Below are 20,895 nucleotides of genomic sequence, written 5' to 3'. Positions count from 1 at the left end.
GCAACAAACAGGAGATTCGGGATGACCGCACACTGGCGTTATCTGGACACCCCTCCAGCGTTACCTGGTTTGTTCTTGCAAGCGGCGTTGCGGCGCAAGGTCACCGGCACTCGCTTGCCCGAGCAAGGCCTGCGTTGCTGGGTATCGGTGGACCCGGACAAGGTCTCGTCTTTCCGCAAAGTGTGTGGATTCGTCGCCAGCAGCCTGCTGCCGCCGACCTATCCCCATGTGTTGGCCTTTCCCCTGCAAATGAAATTGCTGACCGACAAGGACTTCCCGTTCCCATTGCTCGGGCTGGTGCATCTGGCCAATCGCGTCAGCATTCGTCGTCCGCTGGGCACAGTGATAAAGGCGCAGGTCAGTGTGCGGGTCGATAACCTCCAGCCGCATGCGAAGGGCGCGACATTCCGGCTGATCACCCAGATCGAGGACGCGCTGGGCCTGCTGTGGGAAGAAGACAGCACGATGCTATGCCGTGGCGTGCAACTGGAAGGTGAGGTCGAAGGCACGTTTGAGCCAGCGCCTCTGCCAATGAGCGAACTGGCCACTTGGTATGCGCCGTCAGATATCGGACGGCAATACGCCAGGGTCAGCGGCGATTACAATCCGATTCACCTGAGCGACGCCAGCGCCAGGCTGTTCGGCTTCCCCAAGGCCATTGCCCATGGGTTGTGGATTGAAAGCCGTACGCTGGCAGCGCTGGATGATCATCTGCCAGCGTCAAACGTCGAGATCACCGTAGAGTTTCAGAAACCGCTTCGGTTACCCAGTGAGGTGACGTTGTCCGCCAGCGCGGCAGGCTCGCACGGGCAGTTGAAGGTCGAAGACAAAGACGGAATCGTGCATATGCTCGGGAATTGGCAGCCAGCGACTGAGTGAAGTTTCCCAGTTTTGCCAAACGCCCCAAGAGCGTGCTTGTGCCCAGAGGGTGGCCCTGCCCCCGCCATAAAGCATTTGCGATGACCTCCTCCGAGCTGGGCTTGTCCCGCGACCGGCGGGAAACCCGTCGTAAAACCTGTGTACGCGGTGTCACTGGCAGACCGCGCACACTGGACTTACTGCCGCTGCGCAGCAGATCGTCGGCAAGCCAGACGCCTACGCCTTCGGCAGAAGCAATCGTTTCTGCCCTTGCTTCCCGTCGTCATCCCCCTGAAGCTATGCGCCTTCAGGAGACGCCCATGAACCTCGACGAACTCACCCAACGCCTGCATCGCATCCGCGACAACAACGACTGGCGGCAATTTCACAGCCCGAAAAACCTGGCCATGGCCGCCAGTGTGGAAATGGCCGAGCTGGTGGAAATCTTCCAATGGAAAACCGAAGACCAATCCCGCCAACTTCCCGCCGATGAACTGGCCCATGCCGGTCAGGAAGTCGGCGACATCGTGTTGTACCTGCTGTTGATGTGCAGCGAATTGGGTTTGGACATGAACGAGGTCGTGCGCGCCAAGTTGGCAGACAGCGAGCGGCGGTTCAGTAAATGAGCGACCGTCATTTCGACCTGCTGGCGACCCGTTTTGCCCAAAAGATCTACGGCGGCGCCAAAGGTGCGATTCGTCTGGCGGTGTTGCAGGCTGACTTGAGCGAGTGTCTGCCGGATCGCCCATTGCGCGTGCTGGATATCGGCGCGGGGCTGGGGCACATGTCGTTGTGGCTGGCCGAACGCGGGCATCAGGTTACCTTGGCCGAGCCCGCAGAGCCGATGCTTGAAGGCGCCCGCCAACGTTTCGCCGAGGCAGGCCAGACAGCCACTTTCATTCAGGCGCCGTGGCAAGCATTGCCCGACCTGCTGAGCGAGCGTTATGACCTGGTGCTGTGCCACGCCGTGCTGGAATGGCTGGCCGAGCCCTACGCAATCCTGCCGGTTCTGCATCAACTGACCAACGCCGATGGCTGGTTGTCCCTGGCCTTTTATAACCGCGATGCATTGATCTACCGCAACCTGATCAAGGGCCATTTCCGCAAAATGCGGCGTAACACCCTGGCAGGCGAAAAACAAAGCCTGACCCCGCAACAACCTCTTGATCCCCGCGAATTAGCGGCGCAACTTGAAGCACTCTGGCGAGTCGAAAGCCAAAGTGGTGTCAGGGTTTTTCACGATTACATGCCGGTTGAGTTTCAGGCGAAAGTTGCGCTGGCGGACCTACTGGAAATGGAACTGGCGCACCGCCGCCACCCGGCGTTTTCCGGTTTGGGGCGCTACTTGCACTGGATGTGCAAACCGAACTGAGTTCGACGCTGGACTGTAGGAGGCCATTTATTGGCGAGGTTGCGTTTCAGACACACTGCGCCGGGCGCCCCGCCAACACGTTGGCGCCTACAGAATCTGGCCAACAGAAAGAGGCTATTTGCGGAGACCATCATGAAACGCCGCCTCGCTTTGCTGACCCTCTGCCTGGGCATCGCTGCCTGTCAGAGCAACAACCCCTATGTCGCCAGTTCAGCGCCTATCCCGGCTGCGCCGCCGTCGGCCGCCAATACCCTGGACATGAGCGCTTATCCCGCACCCGCGCGTGATTACGGTCGCTATCGAAACTGGACGTGGCTCAACGGTCAGTTGCCACCGGGCACTGCCTGGGCGGACTCGGCACAGGTGGCGCAAGCGGTGAGCGAAGGGCTGGATCAACGCGGTTTGCGCCCGTCGTCAAATCCACAAACCGCCGACCTGCGCGTCACTGTCAACACCCGTATGGAAACCCGTATCCGGCAAGAGCGTGACGACTATTACGACCCCTACTCCGGCGGCGCAGGCCTGGGCTACGGCGGCTATCGCCATGGCTACGGCAGCGGTTATGGCGGCTACGCCAGCGTGCCCATTGTGCGCACCTATCAAGTCCAGGTGGTCGTGGTACAAATCAGCCTGTTCGACGGCCATAGCGGTCAGCCGGTGTGGAGCGCCAGTGCCGAAACCGGCAGCGGCGGCGATCAGTCCGACCGCGCCAAAGCCTTGCGTCAGGCAGTGCAACAGGCCCTGACCCACTACCCTCCTTCTTAAATCATTCCGGAGATTCATCATGTTCCGCTGTCTTGCCGTACTGTGTTTCGCCGTGTTGCTCAGCGCCTGTCAGACTGATCAAGTCAACCGGGACTTCGACGCTCAGCGTGATTTCGGCGGGTATCGAACCTGGGCCTGGAAAGAACCCGCCCTGCAATATCAACCTAATGATCCACGGATCAAAAGCGACCTGACCGAACAGCGCATTCGCCAATCGGTCGGTGAGCAACTCGATCAACGTGGCCTGCGACTGGCGGCACCGGGGGTCAAGGCGGACGTGCAAGTGCAAACCTGGCTAATTGTTGAAGACCGTCAACAACTGGTCAGCACCAACTATGGCGGCGGCGGTTATTGGGGCAACCCGTGGGGCGGTTATTGGGGTGGGCCAATGGGCGGCGAAACCCGCAGCGTCAATTACAAGGTCTCGACCTTGCAGATCGACCTGCTCGACGGTAAAGACGGCAAGCTGGTCTGGCGCGGCAGTACCGAACAGGTCGTCAACGACAATCCAACCAATCCGATCGCCAGAGAACAGGCATTGCGCAAGACCGTGGCGAAGATCCTGCAGCAGTATCCGCCTCGGTAATCGGAGCGTGGGACACCGTTATCGCGGGCAAGCGCGGTCCTGCAATTGAAAACAATCGACTGTAGCCGCTCGCTTGCCCGCGGTGGCGCCGGTACTGCAAACATCGCAGCTGCCAGCGCGCCACGCACGTTTGGGCGTTGAGAGCGGTTCTGAGAACAATCCCACAAATCCACGGTCTATTTTCGCGCCGCATCCCATGTCAGGCGTTGCGGTGCTATAACTTCCCCTCCTCATAACTGCCACCAATGAGTGCCTCATGCTTAACAAAGGACTGTTCCTGGCCGGTGCGCTGGTACTGCTTAGTGCCTGTGATTCGTCTACTTCCGATAAACCCGCTACACCTCCCGCGCCTACTGCCCCGCAAGCGGCCGCGGTCGAGACGAGCAAGCCCAAACCTGCGGTCGATCTGGCCGCGCTGAGCCAGCGTTACGCAGGGCGTGAGTTGACAGTAGTGGATGTCTCGGAAATCCAGCTCGACGGTGCCAGCACGCTGTCGCTGAGTTTTTCCGTGCCGCTGGACCCGGAGCAAAAGTTCGCCGAAAAAGTCCATCTCGTGGACAGTAAAGACGGCAAGGTCGATGGCGCCTGGGAGCTGTCCGATAACCTCATGGAACTGCGCCTACGTCACCTGGAACCCAAGCGCAAGCTGGTGCTGACCATCGACCCCGGCCTGGTCGCGGTGAACAAAAACACCTTGGCCGCCGAATATTCCGCGCGGCTTGAAACGGCCGATTTGCAAGCCACCGTCGGCTTTGCCAGTCGCGGCAGTCTGCTGCCGACGCGTCTGGCCGAAGGTCTGCCGGTCATCGCACTGAATGTCGACAAAGTCGACGTCGAGTTCTTCCGTATCAAACCCGAATCGCTGCCGACCTTCCTCAGCTCATGGGAAAGCTCGTCCAGCCTGCAAAGCTACGAATCCAAGGAATTGCTGCCAATGGCCGATCTGGTCTATGGCGGCCGTTTCGACCTGAACCCTGCGCGCAACACCCGCGAAACGGTCCTGCTGCCAATTTCCGGCCTCAAGCCATTGCAGCAACCGGGCGTTTACCTGGCCGTGATGCGCGCCTCGGGCACCTATAACTATTCGCAACCGGCGACGCTATTCACCCTCAGTGACATCGGCCTGTCGGTCCACCGCTACGCCAACCGTCTGGACGTTTTCACTCAAGCGCTCGAAGGCGGTAAGGCGCTGAACGGCATTGATCTGGAACTGTACGACGACAAAGGCCGCGTGGTCGGCCAAGGCAAGACCGACAACGCCGGCCATGCCGAACTGCCGCTACCGGCCAAGGTCCAAGTGCTGCTGGCGCACCAAGGAGAACAAACCAGCCTGCTGCGCCTGAACAGTTCGGCGCTGGATTTGGCCGAGTTCGACATCACCGGCCCCAAAGCCCACCCGCTGCAATTCTTCATTTTTGGGCCGCGTGATCTCTATCGCCCCGGCGAAGTGGTGTTGCTCAACGGCCTGTTGCGCGACAACGACGGCAAGCGCGTGAAACCGCAACCGATCACGGTTGAAGTGCGCCGCCCGGATGAGCAGGTCAGTCGCAAATTTGTGTGGGAAGCCGACGCCTCCGGCCTGTACAAATACCAATTGCAGTTGGCAGACGAAGCGCCCACCGGACGCTGGCAATTGGTGTTCGATCTGGGCGACGGCAAGCCGCAGTTGTATGAATTCCAGGTCGAGGACTTTCTGCCTGAGCGCATGGCCCTGGAACTAAAAGGCAGCGCCACGCCCCTGGCACCCGATGCCTCGTTCGAGGTCGACATCAATGGCCGCTATCTCTATGGCGCGCCCGCGTCGGGCAATCGGTTGACAGGTCAGCTGTATGTGCGGGCGCTGCGTGAGGCGGTGCCGGGGCTGCCGGGTTATCAGTTCGGCTCGGTCACCGAACAAGAGCTGAGTCAGGACCTGGACATCGACGACAGCACCCTCGACGCCAACGGCGAGCTGGCGCTGAACATCGACAGCCAATGGGCCAAGGCCCGCTCACCGCTGCAATTGATTCTGCAGGCGAGTCTGCAAGAGTCGGGCGGGCGCCCGATCACACGCCGCCTGATTCAGCCGGTATGGCCTGCCGAGCAAATGCCGGGCCTGCGCGGCTTGTTCGACGGTGATGCCACCGATGGCGATGGCCCGGTCGAATTCGAGCTGCTGATGGCTGACAAGGACGGCCATAAACTCGCCGCCGACAACCTCAAGGTGCGGCTGATTCGTGAGCGCCGCGATTACTACTGGAGCTACTCGGACAGCGACGGCTGGAGCAATCACTACAACGAGAAATTCCTCAACCTGAGCGAAGAAACCGTCAGCGTCAAAAAGGACGCCACCGCCAAGGTCAGCTTTCCGGTGGAATGGGGCCCGTACCGCGTCGAGGTCGAAGACCCGAGTACCGGGCTGATCAGCAGCGTGCGTTTCTGGGCCGGTTATCGCTGGCAGGACAATGCCGAAGGCGGCGCGGTGCGTCCCGATCAGGTCAAGCTGGCACTGGACAAGCCCGCTTACGCCGATGGTGATACCGCTAAAGTCACGGTCACGCCGCCGTCTGCGGGCAAAGGCTATCTGCTGGTGGAATCCAGCGAAGGCCCCTTGTGGTGGCAGGAAATCGACGTACCGGCTGAAGGCAAATCCTTCGACATCCCGCTGAGCAAGGAATGGGCGCGGCATGACCTGTACGTCAGCGCCCTGGTGATCAGGCCCGGCGAGCGCAAGGCCAACGTCACGCCCAAACGCGCAGTCGGTGTGCTGCATCTGCCGCTGGACCGCTCGCAACGCAAGTTGGCGCTGACCGTCACGGCGCCGGAAAAAATGCGGCCCCAGCAACCACTGAAACTCAAGATCAACGCAAAAAATGCCGACGGTTCGATCCCTAAAGACGTGCATGTGCTGGTTGCGGCGGTGGACGTCGGCATTCTCAACATCACCGAGTACGCAACACCGGACCCCTTCGCCAGCCTGTTCGGGCGCAAGGCATACGGTGCTGATCAGATGGACATTTACGGGCAACTGATCGAGGCCGGGCGCAATCGTCTGGCGAGCCTGGCATTCGGGGGTGACGCGGCGCTGGCCAAAGGCGGCAAGCGACCGCAAACCAGCGTGACCATCGTCGCCCTGCAAAGCGCGCCAGTGACGCTCAATGAGCAGGGTGATGGCGAGGTCAGCGTCGACATTCCCGACTTCAACGGCGAACTGCGGATCATGGCGCAGGCCTGGACCGACGAGCGCTATGGCATGGCCGAGGCCAAAACCGTGGTCGCCGCGCCATTGATTGCCGAGCTGTCGGCGCCACGCTTTCTGGCCGGTGGTGACCAGACCAAGGTCGCGATGGACCTGTCGAACCTGTCCGGCAAGGCACAAACACTCAATGTGCAGGTCAGTGCCGAAGGCCAACTGAGTCTGGCCAATGGCGATGCAAGCGCGTCGATTCAATTGGCTCAGGGCCAACGCGTCACGCTACAGATTCCGGTGCGCGCGCAAGGTGGATTCGGTCAGGGGCGGCTCAAGGTAACAGTGCAAGGGCTGGATTTGCCGGGCGAAAGCCTGCCGCCGTTCAGTCGCGAATGGACCTTGGGCGTGCGTCCGGCGTATCCGGCGATGCTCAAGCACTATCGTGCGGTGCTCAAAGATCAGATCTGGACGCTGCCTGAAGGGGCGCTGGAAGCCTTCGAGCCCGCTGGGCGCGAGGCGCTGTTGTCGGTATCGAGTCGTCCACCGCTGAACCTGGGCGAACAGATCCGTGCGCTGAAAGCCTACCCCTACGGTTGCCTTGAACAGACCGCCAGCGGTCTGTACCCGTCGCTGTATGCCGATGCTAGCGTCCTCAAGCGCCTTGGTCTTGAGGGCGAGCCAGACGCTGCGCGCAAACGCAAGATCGAGCTGGGCATCGAGCGGTTGTTGGGCATGCAGCGCTATAACGGCAGTTTCGGGCTGTGGGGCGCGGACGGCGAGGAAGAATACTGGCTGACCGCGTACGTCACCGACTTTTTGCTACGTGCTCGCGATCAAGGCTTTGCCGTGCCGCCAGACGCGCTGAAAAAAGCCAACGAACGACTGCTGCGTTACTTGCAGGAGCGTAATCAGATCGAGGTCAATTACAGCGAAAACGCCGAGCACACACGTTTCGCCGTTCAGGCGTATGCGGGGCTGGTGTTGTCGCGCAGCCAGCAGACGCCGCTCGGTGCGCTGCGCAGCCTGTTTGATCGCCGAACCGATGCACGCTCAGGTCTGCCGCTGATTCAGTTGTCCATCGCGCTGGAAAAAATGGGCGACAAACCGCGCGCCGACCAAGCGCTGATGGCGGGGTTGGCGGCCAAACGCAAAGCCGATGACTGGCTGGCCGATTACGGCAGCCCGTTGCGCGATCAGGCATTGATTCTGTCGCTGCTGGAAGAAAACAAACTGGCCACCGACAAGGTCGAGGAGCGGCTGTTTGCGCTGTCCGATCAAGTGGCCGCCAGCCTTTATCTGTCGACCCAGGAGCGCAATTCGCTGTTCATGGCGGGCCGTGATTTGCTGGGCAAACCCGAAGCGAAGTGGGCCGCGACGTTGAACAGCGGTACGCAGGATCGTGAGCTGAGCAATGATCAGCCGGGTGTGAAACTCGATGAATCAGTACTGGCCTCGCCGTTGACGGTGCGGAACACGGGCGGCGAAACCTTGTACCAACAAATGACGATTTCGGGCTATCCAGTGCAGCCACCTGCGCCAGGAGGGGAGAACCTAAGCATTCGTCGTGATTATCTGGGCATGGACGGCGAGCCACTGAACCTCAATGCGCTGAAAAGCGGCGAATTGGTGTTGGTACACCTGCAAGTCAAATCCAAAGAGCGAGTGCCGGACGCGCTGGTGGTCGACCTGTTGCCGGCAGGCCTTGAGATCGAAAACCAGAACCTGGCGCAGAGCGCGGCCAGCCTGGAAGACGCCAGCGCGTCGGTGAAGCAGTGGCGTCAATCGATGGAAAACGCAGGTCTTAAACATCAGGAATTTCGCGGTGACCGTTATGTCGCGGCAATCGACCTGCATGGTTTCAACACAGTGGACTTGCTGTACCTGGCCCGCGCCGTAACACCCGGCACCTACCGCGTACCGCCGCCACAGGTTGAGTCAATGTACCGACCAAACTGGCAAGCCCTCGGCGAAGCACCGCCGCAGTTGGTGGTGAAGGGAAAATAGTGCGTCATGGGGACTGATTGGACTGTCATGGGGACTGATTGGACTGTCATGGGGACTGACTTGTCATGGGGACTGATTTATTTACAACGCTTCACCGTAAATTAATCTGTCCCCATGACAGTCCCCGGCTCCAGCGCCGCTTAGCATCAATCGGGGACAGATTAATTTTTCAAAAAGCACAAAAAATAAATCAGTCCCCTTGCATCGCGAATGCTTGTGCAGGTGGCAATCTCCAATGCCCGAACACACCTCTTCGCACGACGGAGGAGACTGATTTATTTACAACGTTTCACCGTAAATTAATCTGTCCCCATGACAGTCCCTGGCTCCAGCGCCGCTTAGCGTCAATCGGGGACAGATTAATTTTTCAAAAAGCACAAAAAATAAATCAGTCCCCTTGCATCGCGAATGCTTGCACGACGGAGGGGACTGATTTATTTACAACGCCTCACCGTAAATTAATCTGTCCCCTCCGTTGAATCGGGCGACGTTATCTGTAGGAGCCAACTTGTTGGCGAGAGGGTTTGGCGTTTTGTCAGTGCTGGAGCCTCGCGAACACATTCGCGACGACAAATGTTGCAGCGCTTGAATCAATGAATAATCCAACTCAACAACCACAGCCCCAGAAACAGCCAGATGATCCCCATGATGATCGAGGCGCGCATGAAGGCGCGGACAGCCGAATACAGCAACATCAGCCCAATGACCAGCGCAACGATGCTGATCAGCGAGGTGTCCATGCCCAGCGTGCGTGACAGGCCATCGACGAAGTTGCCTCCCGCGTGAGTGAAGATATTGAACAACCAACTGAGTCCGTCGACGATGAAGCGGATCACGGCACCCAGTGCCTGGCCAAGCCATTCGAAAAAGCTTTCTACCTGCATATCTGTTTCCTGATGAGGATCGTGGAACAAAGGATCTGTTCGCTTTGGCTGTCACTCGCGTTGCCGAGTTCCCTGAAGCATAAAGGCTCTTTGGCATGAGACGCGGATTAGTTGTGCGCGGACTGCTTGGCAGTCTGCTTACCCTCATCATTTTGCTCTGGCTCGCTGACCGTCTCTGGCCGCTACCCTTACCCAAGGACGACCTGGCCCGCGTGGTGCTGGCCGAAGACGGCACCCCGCTGTGGCGCTTCGCCGATGCCAACGGAGTGTGGCGCTATCCGGTGTCCGTCAATCAGGTGTCGCCGTATTACCTCGACTCGCTGCTGACCTACGAGGACCGTTGGTTCTATCAGCATCCGGGGGTAAATCCCATGGCGTTGGTGCGTGCCACCTGGCAAAACCTAATCGGCGGCCATGTTGTGTCGGGCGGCAGTACGTTGTCGATGCAAGTGGCGCGGCTGCTTGATCCGCACCCACGGACAGTGCCCGGCAAACTGCGGCAGTTGTGGCGTACGGCGCAGCTGGAATGGCACCTGTCGAAGGAAGAAATCCTCGGGCTCTACCTCAATCGCGCACCATTCGGCGGCACCTTGCAAGGTGTGGCGGCGGCCAGTTGGGCTTATCTGGGCAAATCCCCACAACAACTGACCCGCGCCGACGCCGCCTTGTTGGCCGTGCTGCCACAAGCACCGAGTCGCTTGCGCCCGGATCGTCATCCACAGCGCGCCCAAATCGCACGGGATAAAGTGCTGCGGCGTCTGGCCGAGTTCAATGTCTGGCCCCGGCAAGCGGTCGACGAAGCGCTGGAAGAACCTTTATTGCTGGCGCCGCGTCAGGAACCCACATTGGCGCCTTTACTGGCGCGCAGGCTGAATCGCCCTGACAGCCCGCCGCTGATTCGCACCACGTTGGACGCGAGCCTGCAACGGCGTCTTGAGGATTTGCTGCTGAACTGGCGTGCGCGCCTGCCCGAGCGCACCTCAGCCGCCATTCTGGTGGTTGAAACGCAAAACATGGCCACCCGCGCCTACGTCGGGTCGGTGGACATTGGCGACGCTCGGCGCTTCGGCCATGTCGACATGGTCAGCGCTTTGCGTTCACCGGGTTCGACGCTCAAGCCGTTTTTGTATGGCAAGGCCATCGATGCCGGTTTGATCCATTCCGAGTCGCTGCTGCAAGACGTACCGCGCCGTTACGGCGACTATCGCCCTGGCAACTTTTCATCCGGGTTCAATGGTGCGGTGTCGGTCAGTTCGGCGCTGTCGATGTCGCTCAACTTGCCGGCGGTGCAATTACTGGAGGCTTACGGACCCAAACGCTTCGCCGCCGAGTTGCGCAATGGCGGCGTGCCACTGACCTTGCCGCCTTTGGCAGAGCCGAACCTGGCGCTGATTCTGGGCGGCGCAGGCAGTCGCCTGGAAGATCTGGTCGGTGGCTATGCAGCCTTCGCGCGTGCAGGCAGAAGCGCCAACATTCGCCTGCAACCGGATGATCGGCTGCGTGACCACCCCATGATGTCGCCCGGTGCGGCGTGGATCATTCGACGGATTCTCAGCGGTCAGTCACGCCCAGACCTGGACCCGCATGCCGAACTGGTGCAGCGCCCGCAGTTGGCGTGGAAAACCGGCACCAGTTATGGCTTTCGCGATGCGTGGTCGATTGGCGTCGGGCCTAGGTTTTTGATTGGCGTGTGGATCGGCCGTCCGGACGGTACGCCGGTGCCGGGGCAGTTCGGATTGGCCTCGGCTGCGCCGCTGATGCTGCAAGTGCATGACCTACTGGTCAACCGCGATGCCCAGCGTAACATCGTCGCGCCAGTTCAACCGGTGCCGTTGGGTGTTGGCGTCGCGGCGATCTGTTGGCCGCTGGGGCAACCGATGAGCAAGAGCGATCCCAATTGTCGGCGTCAGCGATTTGCCTGGACGCTGGACGGCACCACGCCGCCAACCTTGCAGGCCACCGATCAACCGCTGGGGCTTGGGCTTTTGGAGAACATCTGGGTCAACGAGCAAGGCTTGCGTGTGGGCGCTAATTGCCCCGGCGCGCAGCCTCGCACGGTTGCGTTGTGGCCCGCGCCTCTTGAGCCGTGGTTGCCTCAGGCTGAGCGTCGGGAGGCACGCTTGCCGCAGGTGGATTCAAGTTGTCCGCCGCAGGGCCTGAGCCTTGCTGCACCGCTGTCGATTGTCGGTGTGCGTGAAGGTGATCAACTGCGCTTGCCTGCGGGCAGTCAGCAACTGCTGCGACTGAAGCTGTCGGCACTGGGTGGCAATGGTCGGCGCTGGTGGTTCATCGATGGCGCCCCCGTGGGCGATACCGCCAATCAGGACAGCTACACCCACACCTTCACTCGCCTGGGGCGTTACCAACTCAGCGTGCTGGACGAAAGCGGCCAGACCGCGCGAGTGGAGTTCAGCGTGGTGGATTGATGTGTCTGGAGCGTGATCACAGGCCCACGCTTTAATCTGAGCAAAATACCCGCGACCACGCTTTCAGAACAAAACTGACTACAATGCCCGCCTTCCCGGGAGCCTGAATGTCTACTTTTGCCAACGACTGGCGTCACCGCGCTACGCATAAACGTGTGTGGGGGCTGGCGGCGCCAATGATCCTGTCCAACATTTCCGTGCCTCTGGTGACACTGGTGGACAGCGCGGTGATCGGCCACCTTCCGCACGCGCATCAACTGGGCGCAGTAGCAGTGGGCGGCACGCTGTACAGTTTTTTGGCGTGGGCCATGGGTTTCTTGCGCATGGGCACCACGGGGTTCGCGGCGCAGGCAGCGGGTCGCAACGATGGTGCGAAATTGCGTCAGGTGCTGTTGCAAAGCCTGCTGCTGGCAATCGGATTCGCTGTACTGCTCGGTTTGATCGGGCTGCCGTTCCTGCATCTGGCGATCCAACTGATGCAACCCTCCGATGACCTTAAAGCCCTCACGCAGACCTTCTTCCACACCCGCTTATTCGGGCTGCCTGCTGCGCTGGCCACCTACGCGCTGGTCGGCTGGTTTCTCGGCACTCAGAACGCCAGGGCATCGTTGGCGATTCTTCTGACGACCAACCTCTGCAACATTGTCCTCAACCTCTGGTTTGTGCTCGGGCTGGACTGGGGCGTGCTCGGCTCGGCGCGCGCATCGGTGATAGCAGAATGGCTTGGCGCGCCGCTCGGTCTGGCGCTAACGCACAAAGCATTGCGCGCCTATCCCGGCCAGATCGCTTGGGCCGCGCTGCGCCATTGGCAGAACTGGCGTCCATTGTTGGCGGTCAATCGCGACATTTTCATTCGCAGCCTGGTGCTGCAATCGGTATTTTTTTTGATCACCGTACAAGGCGCGCGGCTGGGCGACGCCACCGTGGCGGCCAATGCATTGCTGCTCAACGGCTTGCTGCTCACTGCCCATGCGCTGGACGGATTGGCCCATGCGGTGGAAGCGCTGTGCGGGCATGCCATCGGGGCGGGTGATCGCGATGAGCTTCGGCGCTCGATGAACGTCGCCGGTGGCTGGTCACTGATCTGCAGTGTGGGGTTTGCTGCGTTTTTTCTGTGTTTTGGCCATCTGTTTGTGGCGATGCAGACCGACATCCAGCCAGTGCGGGAAATCGCCTTCACTTATCTGCCGTATCTGGCAGCGCTGCCGCTGGTGGCCGTCTGGAGTTATGTGCTGGACGGCCTGTTTATCGGCGCAACACGCGCCAGGGACATGCGCAACACCATGCTGCTGAACCTGATCCTGCTGATCCCGTTCGCCTGGATAGGTTATGGCTTCGGCAATCACGGGCTGTGGCTGACGTTCTTGTTGTTCATGGCGCTGCGCGGCTTAACCCTCGGGTATGTGGCCTGGAGGCTCAATCGCAGCGACAGTTGGTTCAACGGGCGCGCCTATTGATTGATAGCGCAGACGCATTTGACCGAGCCTGCGCGTGAGTGAGCCCGACTACAGGGCCTCAAAGCGGCGCTCAACGCAATCGCCGCATGGCTTACAGCCGCAGTGACGATCCACGGTCAGACAGGTTTTTCACCCTGCGGGTTTGCGTTCTTGTCGTCAGCGGGCTTTTGCGTGGACAGCACGATGTTCGGGCTGCTCAGGGTCACGCCATCGGGACCAATGGTGACGTGACTGCTACCCACACTGAAGTTCAGCTCGTTGGAGCTGTCCAGATGCAGGGTCAAATCATCGAGATAGATCTGCTGCGTATCACCCAAAAAATGCTGGCGATCAAGACGGGTGGTGATGGTGTGCTGCTTTGTGGCGGGCTTGTGCATGATTTCGCCTGAAACACGATCCGGGTCATGGGGGCTGATGTCAGGGTCACAGACGTAGTCGACGATAACGGGTTGATCAGGATCGTCGTCGACAAAACTCACCACCACCTCCATGCCGCCCCACCATTGCACGCCTTCACTGTCCAGTTGGCCATCGATCGGCAACCAGCAATCGTTGTAACGTGACCCGTCACCTTGGTGACCCCAATCGAAACGGACCTTGATCCGCCCTTCATGATCTCGTAACGCTTCATCGAACAAGGCTCCGACGACCAGCGCACGCTGTATGCCGCTTGGCTTTGTTTGAGCCTTCGGCTTTTTCGCGGGCATTCCGAGAGCGGCCTGAACAGCCGAGAAGGCGTTCAGGTAAACAGGCTCAATTGTTCCGATCTTGAACGCAGGCTGTAGGCCACGATGATGGATTTCAGTCAACAACCAGGCTTGATTGCAGCGTGGGTCTTGATGCCCTGTCATCGGCAACTGCATGCCCGTGCGCAAGAAATGCAACGCGCTGGCGCCCTTGACCCGAAGTGCAGTTCGCTCGCCAGTGGCAACGACGGCCGACGGGCAAACCGTGAAACGGCTGATTTCGCCGCGCGCGGATTGGGTCCCGAAATGCACCGCTGAAGTACGCGGGTTATGGCGCATCTCATCACTGAAAACCAACATGTGGTTGCCCAGGGAATGCTCAAAGTAATAGTGAATACCTTCCTGTTGGCATAGGCGCTCAACCAACTGTAAATCGGTCTCGCCGTGTTGCGCGCAGAATGCTAGCTCGTCGTACTGTTTTGTCAGTTCGAAGGCATACCCGTCTTCATGAATACCGTGTTCACGCAACACTTTGCGAATGATCGATTTAGCAGGCAGGTCCTGGAAAATGCGCTGGTTGTAACGATGTGCCAGGCTCTTCATGCGCGGGCCCAGGCTGATTTGATAATGCACGGGGCCAGGCCCCGTATTACTGCGACCGATGCTCTGTATCTGCGCGTGAAAACCCACGCCGGGCAACTTTGAACTCAGGTAGACATCACTGAACAAGCATTGCTGCAGGTCCAGCTCGCCATGGAGGCTGGCGGCCTGGACCTCGAAGGAGAACGGTTTGTTGATGACCTCAACGCCCGTGAATGTCATCACTTCCAACGGGCGTGCAAAAGTGATTGAGTCTAGACGGAAGTGACAATGATGTTCGGTAATGGGCATAGGAAAAGACGGCCTCGACTGCTTAGAGCGCAAATGGCCGGCGATTCTGGACGAGAAGTGCCGCCAAGTAGCGGCGCAAATCCCGAATAGGACGATACCTACAGAAGAATAAGATCAGGCATACAATTTGACTTGGCAGGCGCATAAAAACGGGCACTACAGGCCCGTTTTACTCGATTGCGACCCCACTTACGACGACAGATAAGAAGACCGTGTCAGCCCAAGGCGCAAGGCATCCAGGTATTGCGTGCGCTCACGCGGGGTGATCCTGGCGCTGGCGACTTTGTCCCGGTAATGGGTCATGAGTTCTTCCGGTGACAAATGCACGTAACGCAACATGTCTTCGATGGTGTCGTGGGTTTCGATACCTGCGCAGTAAACGCTGCCATCCGGGTTCTGGTAGATGTTCACCGAATCGGTGTCACCAAACAGGTTGTGCATGTCCCCGAGGATTTCCTGATAGGCGCCGACCAGGAACACACCCAACAGATAGTCCTCACCCTCGTTCAGTGCATGCACCGGCAGGCTGGTTTCGATGCTCTGCTCATCGACATATTGATTGATCTTGCCGTCGGAGTCGCAGGTCAGGTCTTGCAGCACGGCGCGACGCAGTGGCTCCTCGTCCAGGCGATGCAGCGGGATGATTGGCAACACCTGATCGATGGCCCAGGTGTCCGGCAGGCTCTGGAACACCGAGAAGTTGCAGATGTACTTGTCGGCGAGCTTGTCATTGAGTTCGTCCAGCACCTGACGATGCGAACGCTGACGCGCCTTCAGCGAGTTATGCAGGCGACGGCACACCGCGAAATAGCATTGTTCACCCAAGGCTTTTTCGGCCAGGGTCAACTTGCCATCTGCGTATTGAGCCGCGATATCGCTCATGTAGTGAGTGGCGCGCCAGTAGGTCTCGGTGACCATCTCGATGTCGGTGGGGCCCAATAGGTCGATCAGCCACTGCAGGGTTTCTGGCAGGCTTTGCTTGTCGCTGATTTGCGGCACCTGGTCGTTGTGACGCTCGACGTCAGTCACCTGGATCACCAGCATGGCGTGGTGCGCGGTCAGTGAGCGGCCGCTTTCGGAGAAAATATGCGGATGCGGCAAACCTTGCGCATCGCAGAACTCTTTGAGCATGCCGACCACGACGCCTGCGTAATCGTCCATGTCGTAGTTGATCGAACTGGCATTGCGCGAGTGAGTACCGTCGTAATCGACGCCCAGACCGCCGCCCACATCGATGTGATCCACCGGCAAACCGAGGTTGCGCAGCTCACCGTAATAACGGATCGCTTCTTTGAAACCGTGCTGATAGTCGGCCAGATTGGCGATCTGCGACCCCATGTGGAAGTGCAACAGGCGAATGCCCTGATCCAGACCGGCCTTGCGGAAACGCTCGACCACTGAAAGCAACTGCGCGGCAGACAGACCAAACTTGGATTTCTCACCACCGGTGTCCGCCCACTTGCTCGATGCCAACGACGACAACCGAACACGCAACCCCACTTGCGGCGCGACTTTCAGCTCGGCGGCCTCTTCGATCACCAGCTCAACTTCGGACTCTTTTTCGATCACGATGAAGACGTTGTGACCCAGTTTTTGCCCCATCAAGGCCAGGCGAATGAATTCGCGGTCCTTGTAACCGTTGCAGACGATGGTGCCGCCTTTGGGCGCCAGCGCCAGCACGGCCATCAGCTCAGGCTTGGAGCCAGCTTCCAGGCCAATGGAGACGTTCTGCGTGGCGATGATGTTTTCCACCACCGCTTCTTGCTGATTGACCTTGATCGGATACAGCGCGGTGTAGTTGCTCTGGTATTCCAGGCGGGCGATGTTCTGATCGAACGCGCCGGTCAACTGACGCACGCGGTCCTGAAGGATATCCGGGAAACGCACCAGCAATGGCAGGGACAAGCCGCTCTTGCGCAACGCGTCTACCTGCTCGTAAAGATCGATAGGCGAACTGGACGGGCCGTTAGGACGGACTTCAACGCGACCGGCCTCGTTGATTGCGAAATAACCAGCCCCCCAATTACGAATCCCATAGACACTGCGGCTGTCTGCCACGGTCCATTGGCTGCCATCGTCTTTGCGTGTGCGTCGTACGGACATTGAAGTCCCCTATATAAAAGTCATAAAGCGCAAGCCTCAGGCGACTGTGCGCAGTGTATAGAGTGCAAATGACGGTTTGGCGCCAGCTCGCTGTGGGGTAATAGACCCGACGGGCAAGCCAGAGTTTGAAAACCGAGCGTTTAGAAATCGAAAATCTGGAAACTGACATTACGGTTCGGGGGGATGAATTTCAGCCGCCTGATTTTTTCGCTTTGAAACCCAGCTTGGTCAACTCTGCCAGCAAGGTGTCGACATGATCGCCCTGAATCTCGATCACGCCATCCTTGAGTGCCCCGCCGGTGCCGCAGCGGCGCTTGAGCGTGGTCGCGAGTTCTTTGAGTGCGTCTTCGGCCAACGGCACGCCGGTCACGGTGGTCACAGTCTTACCGCCACGCCCTTTGCTTTCGCGGCGTACACGGGCAATGCCGTCTCCAGCGGGAATCAGCGTGCTCTTGCAGATGCAGGCATCGACCGGCTGACGGCATTCTGGACAGTGACGTCCGGCGTCGGTTGAAAATACCAGGCCACCGAGGGCGGCGAAGGAAGCGGCTTTTTTGACCACGGGCAATCCTCTTCTTGAGGACTAAAATCTGGTCGACGGGCGTCGACCGCGAAGCCCCACTCAGGCAGGGGCAGCGCAGCTGGACCGAGCTAATCGGTCCAGCCTGAAAAGGTCGCGCAGTGTACCGACAAAAACCGTCGCTGCTAAGAGCCAATATGCGCCAATTTACTCATCATTCGCGACCTGCCCCAGATAACGCTTCAGTGCGGCCAGAGAGTCCGGGCAATACGGCTTTTCAACGGCTTCACGGAGCACCTCATCAACGGCCATGAAACGCGCTTCGAGCACCTCTTCGGGCTGCAGCTTCAAGGGTCCGTCCCAGACGGCTGAAAAGACCGCGCACCAGAGCCGATTGTCGACCAGATCAAAGAGGAAACGCTCATGCGCGACCAGTTCGACGCCCCTGACGCCCAGCTCTTCTTCCAGCTCGCGAGCCGCCGAGACGGCGTATGTTTCACCCGCCTGAACCATGCCCCCTGCGGCGACATCCCAGTAGCCGGGGTAAATGGCCTTGCTCAGGGTGCGTCGATGAACGCACAGTTCACCAGCACCGTTGAACAGCAGAATGAACGTTCCGCGCCCAATCAGTCCGCGTTCGCGTAATTGGGCACGAGGCAATGAGCCGAGCAACTCATCGTTGCGATCGACCCAGGCAACCTGTTCGGCGTCGGAGGCGGCGCGGTGCGCGGCCTCCTGTTCGGAAACGGTCATCGATCAGCCTTGCGACAGCAACTGACGCAGGTCGATAACCGCAGCGTTAGCACGTGACAGATAGTTGGCCATGACCAGCGAATGGTTAGCCAACACGCCGAACGGGCTGCCATTGAGAATCATCGGGCTCCACATCGGTTCTTGCGAGGCTTCCAGCTCACGGATGATCTGGCGCACGCTCACCGTGGCGTTCTTCTTGGCCAGCACGTCAGCGAAGTCAACCTCGATGGCACGCAACAAATGCGACAACGCCCAAGCCTGACCACGGGCTTCATAGAAGACGTTGTCAATTTGCATCCACGGGGTTTCGACGATTTCTTCATCGACCTGCGGCACTTCGCCCGGCTTCACGGTGACAGTGGACTGTGCTTCGGTTTTCAACGTGCTGTTGAGTTTGACGCGGCCAACGCTGGCCGACAGCCGCTGCGACAACGAACCCAGGCGTGTACCGACATCGCCCAGCCAGTTGTTGAGGTTGTCAGCACGGGTATAGAACAGCGCGCCTTTCTGGTTCGGGTCGGACAGACGCGCCTGATAACGGCTCAGTGCATTAATGCCGTCGCGGTACTGCGACTCGCTGGAAGGCAGGATCCAACTCCTGTTATCGAAGTTGAAAAGCGGCTCTGCACGCGCCAAATCGCTGTCTTCAGCCGACTGCGATTGCGAACGGGCGAAGTCTTTACGCAAAGCCCGACTCAAGTCACGAACCTGAACCAGCACGCCGTATTCCCAGCTCGGGATATTGTCGAGCCACAAGCCAGGCGGGAAACGGTCGTTGGACAGGTAGCCGCCACGCTTATCGAGCAAGGTCGAAGCGACGGTCTTGAGGGTTTCGACGGTGGTGTAGCCGATCACCATCTGCTTGCCTTCGCGCTCGGCGGCAGCTTGCGCTTGCTGCTGAACGGGGAACAACGCGGGCTCACTGCTCCACCACCAGCCCAGGACGACCGCTACAACCAGGTAAATACCAACGAGAATGCCCAGCGAACGGCTTAAAAACAGACCACCAAAGTAACCGCGGGTCTTCACTGTCGACGTCGACTGGGTGTCGACACGTTCATCCGCGCTGCCCGCGCGTTTCTTCCAATCCAGCATGGCCTTGTCCTTTCAGTAGCAGAATTCAGTGCTTCGACCGCAACCTTACAGCAAGGTGCGTTTCGCAGGAACGTGGCAGAGGGTCCATTTACGTAACCGACGATTCAATGGGCGTCATGTGCGCGGCAACAGACCCTAGGCAATGCTCCTCTAAGGTAATCCCCTAGGCGTCCATTGATCGGCGATAACAAATTTCCGTCAGACCTGATCCAGATCTTGCTGCACTTGTTGGAAGTTTGACGCGAAAAATCTACAAAAAATGACGAATAAATGGCTTTTTGGCGCACTTATGCAGGGTAAGTGGTGCTAGCATACCGCCAGCATTTGTATCAGGGTTTCCCCTACAAGTAGTCAGGACATGACCGAACCAGAAGATCCGAGCCCCAACCGCCTCAAACATCATTTCGCCCAGCGCGTTATTCATCAAGCCCGTCAGATACTTGAGGTGTGGCAACGCCTGCAGCAAAGCGAATGGTCGACAGCGGACATGGCCGAACTCTGCGAGGCTAATACGCGCCTGTTACGGTTTGCCGAACGCTTCGAGCAAGCCGAACACGAACAACTGGCGCGCAGCATCAATCAAGCTCTGGAAGACGTCAGCGCCAATCGCGGCCGCCTGAGCAGCGCATTGATCACCGATCTCAATCGTTTGATGCAGCGCCTGTCGCGCACCGGCCTGCGCCACGGCGATCGACTCGAACAAACTGCCCTGCCGCCATTGCGCAAACCGATTTACGTCATGCTGCAGGACCATGAGCGCGCAGAACGGCTAGCCAAGCAATTGGAGTTCTTCGGCCTTAGCGCGCAGTCACTCGACAGCACCGACGTATTCCACTCAACGCTGGCACAGCGCTTGCCAGCGGCCGTAGTGATGGACGTCGATTTCGAAGGCCCAGGCCAAGGCCTCAAGTTAGCCATGCAGATGCAGGAAGGGCTTGAGCAAAAATTGCCGCTGCTGTTTTTCAGCCACCAAGAAACCGACACACCGACTCGCCTTGCCGCCGTACGTGCGGGGGGCGAGGAGTTTTTGACTGGCACGCTGGAGGCCTCAAGCCTGCTGGAGAAAATCGAAATCCTCACACGCGTCGCCCAGTATGAGCCTTATAAAGTACTGATCATCGACGACTCTCGGGCGCAAGCGACGCACACCGAGCGCCTGCTCAATAGCGCAGGCATCGTCACCCGCACACTGTTCGACCCTATCCAGACGATGGCCGAGCTTGCAGATTTTCAGCCGGACCTGATCATCCTCGACATGTACATGCCCGGTTGCACGGGCACCGAACTGGCGAAAGTGATTCGCCATAACGACCGTTACATGAGTGT

At 59.2% G+C, this 20,895-nt stretch carries 15 protein-coding genes; 9 read left to right on the top strand and 6 right to left on the bottom strand.

Annotated elements, in window-relative coordinates:
* Positions 1 to 21 precede the first annotated feature (21 nt).
* The 6 genes from VGC62_RS12470 (at position 22) to VGC62_RS12445 (ending at position 8,754) form a co-directional block, all read left to right on the top strand.
* Entirely contained in the window at positions 22 to 879 is an 858-nt protein-coding gene (locus tag VGC62_RS12470; protein ID WP_331187386.1) for a MaoC family dehydratase, read from the top strand.
* Positions 880 to 1,178: 299 nt separating this feature from the next.
* Positions 1,179 to 1,484: a nucleotide pyrophosphohydrolase gene (locus VGC62_RS12465; protein ID WP_331187385.1), complete on the top strand. Its 306-nt coding sequence runs from the start codon at positions 1,179 to 1,181 to the stop codon at positions 1,482 to 1,484.
* Positions 1,481 to 2,230, top strand: coding sequence for a methyltransferase domain-containing protein (locus VGC62_RS12460; protein WP_331187384.1), 750 nt, complete (start codon positions 1,481 to 1,483; stop codon positions 2,228 to 2,230). Before VGC62_RS12465 ends, VGC62_RS12460 begins: the two co-directional genes overlap by 4 nt.
* A gap of 132 nt (positions 2,231 to 2,362) precedes the next feature.
* Positions 2,363 to 2,995 (top strand): DUF4136 domain-containing protein, encoded by a 633-nt coding sequence (locus tag VGC62_RS12455; protein WP_331187383.1) that lies wholly within the window; start codon positions 2,363 to 2,365, stop codon positions 2,993 to 2,995.
* Positions 2,996 to 3,014: 19 nt separating this feature from the next.
* Complete coding sequence (locus tag VGC62_RS12450) at positions 3,015 to 3,581, top strand: DUF4136 domain-containing protein (RefSeq protein ID WP_331187382.1); 567 nt, start codon at positions 3,015 to 3,017, stop codon at positions 3,579 to 3,581.
* Positions 3,582 to 3,837: 256 nt separating this feature from the next.
* Entirely contained in the window at positions 3,838 to 8,754 is a 4,917-nt protein-coding gene (locus VGC62_RS12445; protein ID WP_331187381.1) for an alpha-2-macroglobulin, read from the top strand.
* Positions 8,755 to 9,344: 590 nt separating this feature from the next.
* Here the strand turns inward: VGC62_RS12445 and VGC62_RS12440 are convergent.
* Complete coding sequence (locus VGC62_RS12440; RefSeq protein WP_331187380.1) at positions 9,345 to 9,638, bottom strand: hypothetical protein; 294 nt, start codon at positions 9,636 to 9,638, stop codon at positions 9,345 to 9,347.
* A 95-nt stretch (positions 9,639 to 9,733) separates the two neighbouring features.
* Between VGC62_RS12440 and pbpC the strand changes: the two genes are divergently transcribed.
* Together pbpC and VGC62_RS12430 are read left to right on the top strand one after the other, a co-directional pair.
* On the top strand, positions 9,734 to 12,064 hold the full coding sequence (pbpC, locus tag VGC62_RS12435) for a peptidoglycan glycosyltransferase PbpC (RefSeq protein WP_331187379.1): 2,331 nt from the start codon (positions 9,734 to 9,736) through the stop codon (positions 12,062 to 12,064).
* Positions 12,065 to 12,171: 107 nt separating this feature from the next.
* Positions 12,172 to 13,521 carry an MATE family efflux transporter gene (locus VGC62_RS12430; RefSeq protein ID WP_331187378.1) on the top strand — a complete coding sequence of 450 codons (1,350 nt, stop codon included), beginning with the start codon at positions 12,172 to 12,174 and terminating at the stop codon, positions 13,519 to 13,521.
* A 116-nt stretch (positions 13,522 to 13,637) separates the two neighbouring features.
* Here VGC62_RS12430 and VGC62_RS12425 read toward each other — a convergent pair whose 3' ends face one another.
* The 5 genes from VGC62_RS12425 to VGC62_RS12405 form a co-directional block, all read right to left on the bottom strand.
* Entirely contained in the window at positions 13,638 to 15,029 is a 1,392-nt protein-coding gene (locus tag VGC62_RS12425) for a contractile injection system protein, VgrG/Pvc8 family (RefSeq protein ID WP_331187377.1), read from the bottom strand.
* Positions 15,030 to 15,287: 258 nt separating this feature from the next.
* Positions 15,288 to 17,201, bottom strand: a complete 1,914-nt coding sequence (gene speA / locus VGC62_RS12420; protein WP_331187376.1) for an arginine decarboxylase — start codon at positions 17,199 to 17,201, stop codon at positions 15,288 to 15,290.
* A 190-nt stretch (positions 17,202 to 17,391) separates the two neighbouring features.
* Positions 17,392 to 17,763, bottom strand: coding sequence for a translation initiation factor Sui1 (locus tag VGC62_RS12415; protein WP_331187375.1), 372 nt, complete (start codon positions 17,761 to 17,763; stop codon positions 17,392 to 17,394).
* Between the two features lie 165 nt (positions 17,764 to 17,928).
* Positions 17,929 to 18,474 carry an NUDIX hydrolase gene (locus tag VGC62_RS12410; RefSeq protein WP_331187374.1) on the bottom strand — a complete coding sequence of 182 codons (546 nt, stop codon included), beginning with the start codon at positions 18,472 to 18,474 and terminating at the stop codon, positions 17,929 to 17,931.
* Positions 18,475 to 18,477: 3 nt separating this feature from the next.
* Complete coding sequence (locus VGC62_RS12405) at positions 18,478 to 19,569, bottom strand: DUF2333 family protein (RefSeq protein ID WP_331187373.1); 1,092 nt, start codon at positions 19,567 to 19,569, stop codon at positions 18,478 to 18,480.
* 358 nt (positions 19,570 to 19,927) lie between these two features.
* On the opposite strand from VGC62_RS12405, the gene VGC62_RS12400 reads away from it, so the two are divergent.
* On the top strand, positions 19,928 to 20,895 hold a 968-nt coding region (locus tag VGC62_RS12400), incomplete at its 3' end, for a response regulator (RefSeq protein WP_331187372.1).

The organism is Pseudomonas sp. (genome assembly GCF_036404235.1).
Lineage (GTDB): Bacteria > Pseudomonadota > Gammaproteobacteria > Pseudomonadales > Pseudomonadaceae > Aquipseudomonas.
Note: the sequence above shows the minus strand (reverse complement) of the source record. Positions and strands in the feature narration are given on the sequence as shown.